We start from the raw sequence: 13,400 nt of genomic DNA on the forward strand, positions 1-13,400 counted from the left end.
CCGGAAGCACGTGGGGCAAGTCCTGGGGTCGAGCCTTCTTCACTACCGTACGCGCGACAACGGCTACGACGGCGAGGAGAACCACGATGGCCGCGAAGCCACCCAGCAACACGTACGCGGGTAATGCCATCGGCAGCGGGACGGAATCTCTCATGGGAACCTCCGGAGAACACGAATAAGCCCCGGCGGACCCGCCGGGGCTTGCACACATGGACAGTAGACACAAAGGCCCCCTCCCCCTCTTCCGGGGACCGAGCCTTCATAAGTGGTGCATCACGCCACAACCCTGCGCGCGAGGGAGCAAAGGCTCGACCCAGGCACACAGAGTCTGCCGCACGGGAGGGATTGGATGGTGCTATCAACCTCCACCCACGGCGGCGTCCTTATGAGGTTGTTGCCCGCGATGCTGGCATAGCACCGAACAGACGGTCAAATCCGGGGCAGGGCAACCGTGTTGGGCAAGCGAGTGAGGCCACGGGCTGGCAGGGTGACCCAGCCGAGGATCTCGACCGCCGATCGACAACCCGGTGGGAGCGTCGTGGGAGCCACTGTTCTGGAACGCCACGCGCACGTACGACACCCTCCCGTACCACCTGCCGCCCATATCGGTACAAGACGCGTCCGACGGCCCCGAAGTCGTTTCCAACTGGACATATGGAGCTGACTCTTTCTCAGTAGGTCCAAGTACCCAGGTCAGAGCACGGGTTGGCTTGAAGTCTGCGGCTATCAGTACCAGGCATGCCATGAGGCAGCACCCGCATGCAGCATCGCCTTTGGCCAAGCGTTGGCGATGGTCGGATAGTGCAGATTGCCGACGACGGCTGGTGCGCGGGAGTCACCACGCCACTGGAGCACTCGACGGACACGTGTATGTGGGTGGTTTGCATCTGATGGGGCCAACCCTCTCGACGGTCGTTCGTGGGGGCTTCTACAGTTCTGACTGACTGTGAAATTCCTTGGTGGGTGAGGGAGTTGCACCAAGTCAGGGGGCTCATGGGCGTGTCCGGTGCGTTCGAGCAGGCGGTTGCGGCGGCGGTGTCGCGTTTTGGGGCGGAGGTCAAGCCCAAGCTCAGGGGCCCTGGTGGGCCTGAGGATCAATTGCGGGCGCCGTTTGAGGGCCTGATTCAGGCCGTCGGTGCCGCGTTGGGCTTCCCGATCGTCATGCACGGCGAGGTCCCGTTGGTTCACTTGGATGCTCGGCCGGACTACGCGGTGGACGTCGCCGATGCCTTGACTGGCTACGTGGAGTTGAAGAGGCCGGGTCTGGGGGCCGATCCGGACGGTTTCACGGGCAGGAATGCGGTGCAGTGGAGCAAGCTGCGGTTGCTGCCGAATGTGCTGTACACGGACGGAAACGAGTGGGGTCTCTACCGCAACGGGCGGCGCGCGGGGGACCTGGCCTCGGTGGTGGGGAAGGTTCAGTCCGCCGGCGCGAGGTTGGCGCCCCGCAATGGTGATCTCGCGCATCTGCTCCACGACTTCTTGACGTGGAAGCCTGTGGTGCCGAGGAATGTCGGGCAACTTGTACGTGCGGTGGCTGGCCTTTGTCAGTTGCTACGTGCTGAGGTGCAGCGGGCGTTGGAGCTGGAGGCGGCGGGACAGCGCGCACCGTTGCTGAGTGTGGTCGCGGACGGGTGGCGGAGGTTGCTCTTCCCCGGTGCCAGCGACGAGGCGTTCGCGGATCAGTACGCGCAGACCGTGACGTTCGCGCTGTTGCTGGCGCGCGTCGAGGGCATCACGTTCGACGGCCGAGATGTCACGCAGATTGCCAGGTTGCTCGGCAAGCGGCACTTGCTGATGGGGAGTGCCCTGGCCGCCCTCACGGACGACGTGCTTTCGGGTTTGTCGACGACGTTGCAGACGTTGGTGCGCGTGATCGGGGCTGTGGACTGGGCCCGGCTCGACGATGGGAGTGGGGAAGCCTACCTGCGGCTGTATGAGGATTTCCTCGCTGTGTACGACCCGGAGCTGCGCAAGACGACAGGCTCTTATTACACGCCGAACGACGTGGTCCGGTTCATGGTGTCGTTCGTCGAGGAGATCCTGCGCACCCGATTGCGTCGCCCGCAGGGGTTCGCGTCCACGGATGTCGTGGTCGTCGACCCTGCCATGGGCACCGGCACCTTTCTGCTGAACGTGATCGAGCGTGCCTCGCAGGTTATTCGCGACACCGAGGGTCCTGGCCAAGTCGGTCCTCGGCTCCGGGAACTGCTCGGGGAGCGGCTGGTCGGCTTCGAGAAGCAGGCTGGGCCGTACGCCGTGGCCGAGTTGCGTCTGTACGAGGCGCTTCGGCGTGCACAGTCCGACGCTCCCGCGGGTGGGCTGCGGATCTATGTCACCGACACGTTGGCGAACCCTCGTGGCAAGGCCGGGTGGTTGCCCCTGACCTACAAGGCGTTGGCCGAGTCGCGGAAGAAGGCCGATCAGGTCAAGAACTCCGAATCGGTGCTTGTGGTGTTGGGCAACCCGCCGTACGACGCGGTGACCGCGGGGGCCGGCGAGTGGATCGAACGCGGTGACCGTGCGCAGGCCGAGCCGCCACCTTTGGACGCCTTTCGTGCGGAAGGAAACGGGCGCTACGAGTCAGTGTTGAGCAACCTCCATGCCTACTTTTGGCGGTGGGCGACCTGGAAGGTCTTCGACCGCCACCCAGAATGCCCCGAGGGAGTGGTCGCGTTCATCACCCCCTCGGCGTATCTCAAGAGCATTGGGTTCGCTGGGATGCGGGAGTACCTTCGCCGCACAGCGGACGAAGGGTGGATCATCGACGTCTCGCCGGAGGGGCATACTCCGGACGTCCCGACGCGGGTCTTTCCCGGGGTGCGTCAGCCGTTGTGCATCGGGATCTTTGTCCGGTCGGGTCCGCCGTCGCCGGAGATACCGGCCCGGATCCAGTACACGGCTGTCGAAGGGCGACGCGCGGAGAAGTTCGCCGGGTTGCGTACCTTGACACCCGACGGGGGCAACTGGTCCCCGTGTGCCACGGGTTGGCGTGCGGCGCTGCTGCCCGCGGGCAGTGGGGTGTGGGAGGCCAGTCCCCTGCTGAGCGACCTGATGCCTTGGTCCTCCCGAGGGGTCACTCCCGGCAGGGTCTGGGTCTATGCGCCCACGCCCTCGACGCTGACCCGACGCTGGAACCTGTTCTTGGCAGCGGGCACTGAGGCGCGCCGCGAGATGTTCCGTGAAGCGCGGGACCGGAAGCTGACGACGGATGTCGCTGCTTTGCCCGGTGTGCCCGAGCATCACGGCGCCCTGGCAGACGAGCACTTGCCGCATCCGGCGCCGGTGCGCGTCGCGTACCGATCCTTCGACCGCCAGTGGCTTATCCCCGACAGCCGGCTCATGGAGGTTCCTCGGCCCGATTTGTGGCGCGTGCGCAGCGACGGCCAGATCTTCGTGTCCGAGCAGAACGCCCATCCGATCACCGGCGGCCCCGCGCTCGTATTCACAGCTCTGATCCCGGACATGCACCACTACAACGGCCGCAGCGGCTGCGTCCGTCCGCTGTATCGTGACGCGGTCGCGAGCGCTCCCAACGTCGCCCCGCGGCTGCTTCAGGAACTGCGTCGCCGCCTCGGGATCGACGTCAGCGAGGACGATTTGTTGGCGTACATAGCGGCGGTGGCAGCCCATCCCGCCTACACAGAGTGCTTCGCCGAGGATCTCCAGGTCCCGGGCGTCCGCGTTCCACTCACCGCCAGCCCTGAATTGTGGCTGCGTGCTGTAGCCCTGGGGCGACGCTGCCTCTGGCTCCACACCTACGGCGAGCGGTTCGTCGACCCCGGCGACGGTCGACCCGCCGGTCCCCCGATGCTGCCTCCGTCGTCCAGGCCGTTGTCCCATGTCGAGATACCGGACAGCGAATCCGGTATGCCTGACGAAGTGCGCTATGACTATGCCACCGAGACCCTGCACGTAGGCACAGGCCAGATCGGCCCCGTGCGGGCTGCGACTTGGGCGTACCAGGTCTCAGGCATGCCGGTCGTCAGGAAGTGGTTCGGCTACCGCAAGAGGAACCCCGCCGGCCGCCGACTTCTCCAACTGGACCGAGAAGTTGCCACGACGTGGGCCCCGAACCTGACGACGGAACTCCTGGAACTATTGAACGTCCTCACCATGCTGATCGAGCTCGAACCCGAGCAACGTGACCTCCTTGACGAGATTCGCTTGGCGGACTGCATCACCGTCGACGACCTCGCCACCGCAGCAGTTTTCCCCGTCCCCGCCCATGCACGAAAGCCTCTCCCGCAGACCCTTCAAGGGCTCTTCTGAGGCACACCACACCGACGGGGAGGGCCATGCCCGACGAGCACAGCGCCGAGCGGCTGACCGCTGCCGAGGTCGAAGCGTGGAAGGCACAGGCTCGGCTGCGCCGGTACGCCGACGGGGAAGCGCTCATGAGCCAAGAGGAGCCCGCCGAGCACGCGCTGCTCCTGACAAGCGGGAGAGTCAAGGTGCTGTCCTCCTCTGAGGACGGCCTGGATGTGGTGCTCGCCTACCGCGAACCGGGAGAGATCTTCGGCGAGATGGCGCTCCTGGACGGCGGGGTGCATTCGGCGACTGTGTACGCGATCGGGCCGGTGGAGGTCTGGGCCATGCCGCCGGACCGCTTTCTGGGCTACCTGGAGCGGCAACCTCGGGTGTCGGTCACGCTGTTACTGGTGATGATCCGCCGTTTGCGGCAGGCCGATACCCAGCGGCTGCGATACCGCGCGCGGAGCGTGGTGGAGCGGGTAGCGGAGCGACTGCTGCACCTGGCTGAGCAGTGTGGGGTGCAGACGGGCGAGGGCATCCGGTTGGAAATGCGGCTGACGTATCCGGAGTTGGCGGCCGCGGTGGCTGCCTCTCGCGAGTCTGCGGTCAAGGCGGTCGCGAGCCTGAGAGCCGCAGGCGTGCTCGTAGCCGGCCCGGACCGGAGGTTCGTGATCACGAAGCCGGACGTCCTGCACCGAATCGCCTTCAAAGGGTGCGGAGATCTTCGGTGAGTGAGTAAAAGTACGCTGCACGCCAGCGGTCCCTGCGGAAACCTGATGCATGCAGTCAGTGACTCTTCGAGTACGCAGGGGGAAAGCATGGTCGAGATGCCGCCGTACCGCGCGCTGATCACCGTCGACGCGGAGAAATTCTCGGCGACCAGCGACATCGGGATGCCAGCCGTTCGTGACTCCATCCGCAGCGTGATGCGGTCCGCCCTCACCGACGTGGGTCTGGAATGGGACACCGACGTCGAACGCTGCGATGACACCGGCGACGGCGTGATCATCACCCTGACAGACGAGCGTGTGCACCTGCTGGTGGACGCGGTGCACTACCTGAACCGAGAGTTGCGCAAGCGCACGCTCCGGTTCGACGGTCCGCCGCTGCGGCTCCGAGCCGCGGTGCACTGCGGACCGATCGACCCTGAGGAGGGCTCGGGTACCGCGAAGATCGAGGTGTGTCGGATCTCCGACTCCGATCTGGGCCGCGAAGTGCTCAAGGCGACGGCGTCACGTGTCGCCCTGCTGGTCTCCGACCAGGTGTTCCGTACCGCCGTGCGGCAGGGGTACGCCGAGACGGTCGAGGAGGGCATGTTCCACCGCGTCGACGCCCCGATCAAGAACGGCACGTTGACGGTCTGGGTACACGTGCCGGCCAACGACTGGCGTCCGGCCGCAACGGCCTCCGCGGCAGACTCCGCAGCGACACCGGAGCCGACCTCGCCGATCGCTCCCCCGCCTCCGCAGCGCACCGGGCAGGTGCACATCGGGAGCGTCAGCGGCCCTTCGGTCGTGGCTGAGACGTTCAACGGCGGGATCAACCACACCACGAACAGCGACATCGTGCACGGGCACAAGGGCGACAACGTGTACGGCGACAAGCAGGTCGGCGGTGCCTGAGATGTTGGATGAAGCCGTCGAGGCGCCCGACGACGCGCGTGAGAACGTGCAGTTGCTGCGCGGCGTGGACGACGTCACGGACATCGAAGACGACGATCTCGCCGACGGACCGCCAGCGTACGGGTTTGATTGGTTGGGGCCGGCTGCGGTGGGTGTGGGTTCCGCCAGGACCATCGTCTTCGCCAACAACCTGTACGGCGATGTCAACAGCACCGACGGGACCACGGCCCGTCCTGTCCGCCAGGTCCGCGCGGGTACCGTACGCCGCGAGGAACTGGACTTTGTGACACGTGTGTTCGTCGAGCCCCCCAGTTACCTGCGCGCGCTTCGCAGGGTGAGGGGACACCTGCTGATCGTCGACGGCGCACCGCGTAGCGGACGACGGACATTGGCACTGCATCTGCTGATCGAACAAGAGGTGCGGAAGGTCACTGCTCTCGCGCCCGATTTCGATCTGGCGTCCCTGGACTCCGCTCGGCTCAAGCGCGGACATGGCTATCTGATCGAGGCGACAACGCCTGACCTGCTGGCAGGTCACACGACCGCAGACGTCCAGACACTGGCCGACGTCCTGGGCAACTCCGGCGCGTACCTGGTCATCACGACGTCCGACGGCCGACGCACTCTTCCGGGAAGCTGGCAGCCCTACCTGTTCGAAGGCACAGCACCGAGCGGCGAACACGTGGTGCGTGAGTTCTTGCGGGATCGCCTCGGGGAAAGGTGGGCCCAGGATCACCCCGATCTCCTCGACGAGGAGATCACTCGGATCGCGGAAGGATCGCAACCGTCTGACGCCGCTTCCCTCGCGGCCGATCTCATCGGGGTCGCCCGCGGGCTCTACGGCAAGTCGCGCGTGCTCGGCACGTTGGGCAAGCGTGGGAGCGACGCGGTCCGTGACTGGTTCGCCGAACACCCCAGGCCTGGCGACTGGGCGCTGATGTTGGCTGCGTCGGTGTTCGAAGGCCACGACTACGCGGTGGTGAACGAACGCGCCGACGCACTGACTCGACGGCTGGACAGCGGCACGCCGACATCGCCGGACCGCGTCGGGACGGATGCCACGTCGGTGTGGGCGCCCATCTCGCGCAGCACACGACTCGACTCCATCCGTGCCGAGTGCTTGTCGGAGCCGTCCATCATCAGCAACAGGTCGCTGAGCTACCGGATCGACGCAGTGCGCTTCAACGCACTGCACTGGGGAGGCTCCGCGCTCGAACACTTCTGGTCGGAGTACCCCGAACTCAGGGATCCGCTGTTCGACTGGCTGGCCGCGACCCCGACCGGTCGCAACCTGCACAAGGTTGCGGGGGTGACCGCCGGCCGCCTCGCCGGAGCGGGGTCCGGCTTCAACACGCTGCGTCCCATCCGTAGTTGGGCACGGTTGGACCGGCATCGACAGGAGATGGCGGCGATCGCCCTGGGCATCGCGGCCGAGGATCCTGTCACAGCGACCCAAGTCCGTCATCTGCTCAACAGTTGGAGCGGTGCCAATGCGTCGCCTGCACTGCGTTGGACGGCCGCACGCGCGTACGGCGGTCCCTTCGGCGAGGCCTTCCCGGAGCTCGCACTGACGCGCCTCCTGCGCCTCGCCCGCACCACCGACTCCGACGTGATGACCGAGGCTGTCGCCGGCATCCGGAGGCTGTGCAACTCCGTCATCGAACTGGTGGATGCCGTACGGCAGCTCAACCAGCCCACCCAGGCCGATCCGCCTGCACGTGCCACCGTCAGCGCCGTGACCAGGCTTCTCCTCGGAGCCGAGCAACAAGCCCGCGCACCGCAACTCACCGCAGAGGTGATCGCCCTCCTGCGCGACTCCGACGGCCGGGCCGAGACCGTCACGCTGTTGCGGGCTCTGGTGGCTGAGCCGGGGGGCTACGACGCCGTCCACCAGATGGTGACCGGCTGGCTCGCCGCGACAGCCGACCCAACTCGGCGTGCTGAAGCGGAGCTTGTCCGGGATCTGCTGGTCGAACTGTTCGCCGGCAACCGCCGCGCGGGCATGGAGCGACTGGCGTACGACGTCATGCGGCTCGCCTTCGACGGCGGCACGGTGAACGTCGACGTTCTCCAGCCGGCCATCGACACCTTTGAAGACCCCCTGCCCACGCCGGGGGGTGCTCCGTGACACCGACGGGACTGCTCACGCCGGTGGTCGGCTCCCGACTCGTCGCGTACGTCAAGCACCGGCTGTCCCTGCACCGCTCACACGCCTTGGTCCCGGTCACCGATACCACCGACAACGGAGGCCGGCTGGCGGCGTTACGCAGTGCACGTGACGCCTACTGGGTGCACCTCGGCGAGAGAACGGCCAACTTCGCGTGCCACGTGGGTGCCTCAGGCAGCCATCACGGGCAGATGGTGGACGTCAGCGTGGTCTGGTGGGTGAACAACCCACAGGTCGTCGTCGACCGGCGCGTCCTCGACGCCGTCCCCTACGTACGCCGCGACATCCAGCACCGCCTCACGGACTTCGCTACGGACCGCTCCTGGCCGTCGACCATCGCGATGCAGGAACAATGCAACGCGTACCTGCAACCAACCGCAGTCCTGGATGCGATCGGCATCGGGTACGGGCACGTGCATGTCGACGTCACCGACCCGACCATGCCCGAGATCCGGAAGGCCGAACTGGATGACGTCCGGTGGAGCTCGGACGTGGAGTTGGAGCGCCAACAGCTCGAACGGCTGCGGCTGGACTACTACCAGCGGCTCGTCGAAGACGGTCCTGTGGCTTTGCTCGCCTACTGGCTCCAACGGCGCCCGGACGACATCAGGGAGATCATCGACTACGTGCGGCAACTTCCGCCTGCGCCAGACCGCGTGGAGGAAACCGCCGTCCTACTCTCGAAGCTGGCCCAGATGAGCGACTTCGACCGACTACAGGTACGCAAGTGGGTCTCTGTAGCGATGGCTCATTCCGGGCCCTCCATGGAGAACGTGCTGCGCGAGCTCGGCTTCCTCGGCCACAACGGCAAAGCCACCGACCCGCTCGAAGCGGAACAGCCATGGCCGTAAGACGACACCGAATCGCACCCAGGCGCGACCGCGAACTCGCGTCAGCCCTCCACGCCATCGACGACTTCAGCCGCTGGATCGAAAACGCCGATACCAAGGCCGCGCATCTGGTGGCAATACTAGGGACTCTCGCAGCCGGACTCCTCAGCCAATCAGCACGAGTCAGCGCCACGTGGCGCTACGCCTCAACCGGCAACCCGACACCGGCAATCCTGCTCGCCTTCGTCCTCGTCTTGTTGTCGGCGGCACTGATCGAAGTCGCGCTCGCCCTGCTACCGCACACCACACCATCCGGCCCCACCCGCCTCGCGTTCCCGTGGATGGCCGAACGAACCAATGACGTGGCAGGACGCGCCATCCAGACGCGTGAAGCGTGGTCGCACGCGCAGTTCTTGGCCCGCAGGGCTCGAACCAAGTTGCGTCACGTTCGCCGTGCAGTGCACGCCGTCGCCGTGTCATCGGTGCTGTTCATAACTTGGTGGGTCGTGATCTTGTCTCTCAACGCCCATCAGTGAAACACCTCCGCCAGGCCGCCGCGCCAGATGGTGGGAGCGTGGTGGGAGCGGGCGTTCGAGACCGTGGCGTGGACGCGTGGAGCTGCCTGGTGTTCGGGAGTCGCGCATAGCGGGACAAGACATTTGAAGACCCACTGAACGCACGGTAAGGCTGGGTTGAATAGGTCACTCTTTCTCAGCGGGTTTGAGTCTGTTGGTCAGAGAGTGATCGTCTCGGGGAATAGTCTCAGGGAGCATCAGAGCTGTCGCTGGCTGATGGTCGCCCGCGGGGCGATGGCCACTCGGTCCGGGTAGGTGGGTGCGTGGTGGCCTACGCTCGTGTTGTGGATTCACGTACGGCACTTGAGGGTTGGTTGGCGCACCTTCCGGTGGACCGGTTGACGGCCTTGTTGGAGGAGCGGGCGCTGCCGCAGGCGGCGGGGTATGCGCGGGTCGCGACGTTCGCGGAGTTGGCCGGGTGGTTGCTGGCGGACCAGTCTGTGCTGTTGGGGCTGTCGCGGGTGACGGCTGGTGAGGTCGGGCTGTTGGCAACGGTGGCGTTGCGGGCGTTGGAGGAACACGGCCCGGTGGCTGGCGCGCGACGGCCCGTGCCTGCGTGGTCGACGTCGGTGGCCGCGCCGGTCGAGCCGTTCGAGCGGCTGGTGTCCGAGCGGGAGTTGCTGGATTCGCTGGCGGCCGGCGGGCTGTTCCGGGAGCAGGCGGCGGAGGTCCTGGACGGGTTGCGGGAACGGGCGCTGGTGCTGCCTGCACCGGACGGCCGGTTGGCGGTGCCGTCGCTATTGCACACGAACGCGGCGGAATGGGCGGGCTTCGGCGCGCCCGTCGACGAGTTGATGACGGCGGCGTTCAACGCGCCGGAGGTCAAGCGTGTCGCGGCCGGGCTCGGGTTGGGCGAGGTGCGGACTCGCACGGAGGCGCAGCAGGGGGTCGCGGCGGTTCTGGGGGATCCGCTGCGGGTGCGCGCGATGGTGGCGGATGCGCCGCGGGATGCGCTGGATCTGCTGGAGCATCTGGTTGCGGGGCCGCCGCTGATGCGTACGCACTGCTTCGAGGTGATCGGCGGGCGGTACTACGGGCCCGGATCCAAGTACACGTTCCGCGCGGCGGGTTCCGGGGATACGGGTACTGATTGGCTGGCTGCGCGGGGCATGGTCGTGCCCGTCGACCACGATCTGGTCGAGCTGCCGTATGAGGTGGCGCAGGCCCTGCGTACCGACGAACTGGTCCTGCCGGTCGCCCTGGACCCCGAGCCGCTGACACGGACCGTGGAGCTGCCGCGCGACGCGGCCGGGCACGGTGCAGTCGCGGCGGCAGCCGCCGTGTGGCGGGCGGAGCTGGTGCTGCGAGAGTTGGCGGCGCGCCCGGTCACGGTACGCAAGGCGGGCGGCATTGCAGTGCGCGACACGCGGCGGCTCGCGAAGGCCGCCGGAGCGAGCGAGGAACACACAAGGCTGTGGCTGGACCTGGCGGTGAACGCCGGGCTCGCCGCGCCGCACGCAGACTCCCCGGAGCCCACGCGGAGCAGGCGGAAAGGCGGGCGAGCTCCCTCACCGTCCGCGGCGGTGCAGCTGCTGCCCACCGAACGGTTCGACGCGTGGGCGGCCGCGGCGCCTGCGGGCAAGATGCTGGCGCTGGTCGCCGCCTGGGCCGTGGTGCCCGAGGTGTTCACGTACTGGCCGGACGATGCGGGCGAGACGCCCGTGGCCCTGGTCAGCCCGCAGGACGGCACCGCGGTACCGCTGCGACGCGGCGTACTGCGCGCGCTGGGGACCCTCCCCGAGGGCCGCGGTCTCGCGCCTGGATCGGAGGCACGGGCCGAACTGCTGGAGCGCGCCGTGTGGTTCCAGCCGTTGCTGGGTCCTTCCCTGCTGAGCTCTTCCGTGTCGGACGCGGCAGCCGATGCGTCCGCGGACGAGGACGGGTTCGCCGGCCGGCTCCAGGCGACCTTGGCGGAAGCGGAGCTGCTGGGGCTGGTCTCCGGCGGCGCGCTGACCGCGGCCGGGCACGCGGTCGGCGCCCTGCTGGAGGCGGGCGCCGCCGACCATTTCCCCGCGGTCCCGGGTGCCGACGCGGATCCCGGAGCGTCCGGCCTCGACGGGCTGGGCGCCGACCTGGAGCGGCGGCCCGCGCTGGCGCGTGCGGTCGCCGGGCTGCGCGACGCGTTGCAGTCCACGTTGCCCGCGCCGAGCACCACCGCCCGGTTCCAGTCCGACCTGACCGCCACCGTGACCGGTGCGCCTGCCCCCGAGCTCGCCGAACTGCTTTCTGCCGTCGGGGACATCGAGTCCGAAGGGCATGCGGTGGTGTGGCGGATCAGCCCGGCCTCGCTGCGCCGCGCCTACGACGCGGGCCGCAGCGCGGACGACGTCGCCGAACGCCTGACCGCCGTGTCCGCGAACGGACTCCCACTGCCGCAGCCGCTGGCGTACACGATCAAGGACACCGCCCGGACCCACGGCAAGCTGAAGGTGGTCCGCTCAGCCTGCTGCATCCGCTGCGACGACCCGACGCTGATCGCCGAGGTCGCCGGCACGCGGGGACTGGCCAAGCTGGGCCTGCGGCGCATCGCCTCGACCGTGCTGATCTCCACCGCGCCGCCGGACGAGACGCTGGCCGCACTACGTGGTGCCGGGTTCGCGCCTGTGCTGGAGGCCGAGACCGGCACCACCGTCCTGGAACGCGTGCCCGCGCAACGCGCCCCAAGCGTCCTGCCGAGTCTGGACCAGGCGCACCCGCAATACGGCACGCCCGCCCGGGGCATCCCGTCCAGCGCCCGTGAACTCGCCGAGCAACTCACCGCGAAGCGCTGAGACGACGCCTACGCCGCCAGCCTCGGTGCGAACCGCGAAGTCGTCGAGTGTGCATCGCAACGGCCGCGCGGTCGCGCAAACGCGCCTACGAGATCCGTGCCACAGGCGGATAGCCCTGCCCGGCGAGCCACTCCCGGGCGCGACCGCGCCGGCGCTCCTCGGAGAAGCCGTGGAAGTGCACCAACAGATCGCCGTCCGCGTCGGCCACCGCGTCCTTGAACCGGAGGAAGGCCCCCCGACCAGCCCGAGCCCGCGCCAACCGCTCGGCGAGCCGCGTGTCTTCCACCCACGGGCGTGGTGGGAGCGTGGTGGGAGCGGGCGTTCGGGACCATGCCGTGGACGCGTGGAGCTGCCCCGTGTTCATGAGTCGCGCATAGCGGGACAAGGTAATTGAAGACCCACTGAACGCACGGTAAGGCTGGGTTGACTAGGTCACTCTTAATCAGCGGGTCCGGGGTTCGAGTCCCTGGCGGCGCACCAAAGCCCTGGGTCCCTTCTGTCCGCGGAAAACGCGGACCGGGGGGACTTTGGTCGTTTTTGCGCTGCTTCGCCACGCGCTGTGGGGGCTTCGCCACCCACACCCCCGTCCATCCGCACCGGGGCTGATCCGCGCCGCGGCCTCGTTCGGGCGTGTGGTGGGAGCGTGGCGGAGTCGGCGTCGGACCACAGTCGTTCTGCTTGATCGAACGTTCCGGACCGTGCAGCCGGGGCGCTGGTCCGCAGCACCACGACGGGCCAAAATCCGGAACGCCTGCTCGCCGTGTGAACACACGAGCGCGATGCCGTGGGCCCGGCCAGGATGAACAGGCCCGCGGCATATCGCAGGACCGTCACGCCGGGCGCAGCGAGCGAACGCCGTCCGGGGCCGCCGTCTCCACGTGGATGATCGCCGCAGCCGCAAGGTCGCGGGAACGATGCAGACCCGACCTGATGGCGCCGATGGTGACGTGTGTACCGCGGCGGTTCGCCTGCCACCGCGTGTGTTGGCGCCGCTGCCAGTCATCCGGCGTTCGACGTCCCCGCTTCGCAGGACATGCCGCGTGCCGACACGCTCGCGTTCCGCGGCGACTTCCCACCCGCTACCCGCCTGGGGCTCGGCGCGCAGGTCCAGGTTGACCGGCCGCGTGTACGCCGCGAACGCGCTGCCTCGTTGCTACGCGGAACCTTCACCGACATGGTGG

Annotated in this window: 8 protein-coding genes; 7 read left to right on the plus strand and 1 reads right to left on the minus strand. The window is 67.9% G+C overall.

What is annotated here, in order from left to right; all coding sequences use genetic code 11:
- Positions 1-999 precede the first annotated feature (999 nt).
- The 7 genes from ACRX5S_RS27340 to ACRX5S_RS27370 all read left to right on the plus strand — a co-directional run bounded on the left by ACRX5S_RS27340 (position 1,000) and on the right by ACRX5S_RS27370 (position 12,219).
- Positions 1,000-4,272, plus strand: a complete 3,273-nt coding sequence (locus ACRX5S_RS27340) for a type ISP restriction/modification enzyme (RefSeq protein ID WP_436775760.1) — start codon at positions 1,000-1,002, stop codon at positions 4,270-4,272.
- Positions 4,273-4,298: 26 nt separating this feature from the next.
- A complete protein-coding gene (locus tag ACRX5S_RS27345; protein ID WP_436775761.1) occupies positions 4,299-4,985 on the plus strand; it encodes a Crp/Fnr family transcriptional regulator in 687 nt (228 codons plus the stop codon).
- A gap of 87 nt (positions 4,986-5,072) precedes the next feature.
- Positions 5,073-5,876 (plus strand): hypothetical protein, encoded by an 804-nt coding sequence (locus ACRX5S_RS27350; RefSeq protein WP_436775762.1) that lies wholly within the window; start codon positions 5,073-5,075, stop codon positions 5,874-5,876.
- On the plus strand, positions 5,869-8,004 hold the full coding sequence (locus ACRX5S_RS27355; protein ID WP_436775763.1) for a hypothetical protein: 2,136 nt from the start codon (positions 5,869-5,871) through the stop codon (positions 8,002-8,004). The genes ACRX5S_RS27350 and ACRX5S_RS27355 overlap by 8 nt, the downstream gene beginning before the upstream one ends.
- Positions 8,001-8,894, plus strand: a complete 894-nt coding sequence (locus tag ACRX5S_RS27360) for a hypothetical protein (RefSeq protein WP_436775764.1) — start codon at positions 8,001-8,003, stop codon at positions 8,892-8,894. Before ACRX5S_RS27355 ends, ACRX5S_RS27360 begins: the two co-directional genes overlap by 4 nt.
- Entirely contained in the window at positions 8,885-9,409 is a 525-nt protein-coding gene (locus tag ACRX5S_RS27365) for a hypothetical protein (protein ID WP_436775765.1), read from the plus strand. Before ACRX5S_RS27360 ends, ACRX5S_RS27365 begins: the two co-directional genes overlap by 10 nt.
- Before the next feature lie 323 nt (positions 9,410-9,732).
- Complete coding sequence (locus ACRX5S_RS27370; RefSeq protein ID WP_436775766.1) at positions 9,733-12,219, plus strand: helicase-associated domain-containing protein; 2,487 nt, start codon at positions 9,733-9,735, stop codon at positions 12,217-12,219.
- Positions 12,220-12,304: 85 nt separating this feature from the next.
- On the opposite strand, the gene ACRX5S_RS27375 is transcribed toward ACRX5S_RS27370, so the two are convergent.
- Positions 12,305-12,505, minus strand: coding sequence for a hypothetical protein (locus tag ACRX5S_RS27375; RefSeq protein ID WP_436775767.1), 201 nt, complete (start codon positions 12,503-12,505; stop codon positions 12,305-12,307).
- Between the last annotated feature and the right edge of the window lie 895 nt (positions 12,506-13,400).

Source organism: Yinghuangia sp. YIM S09857, assembly GCF_051388915.1.
GTDB lineage: Bacteria > Actinomycetota > Actinomycetes > Streptomycetales > Streptomycetaceae > Yinghuangia.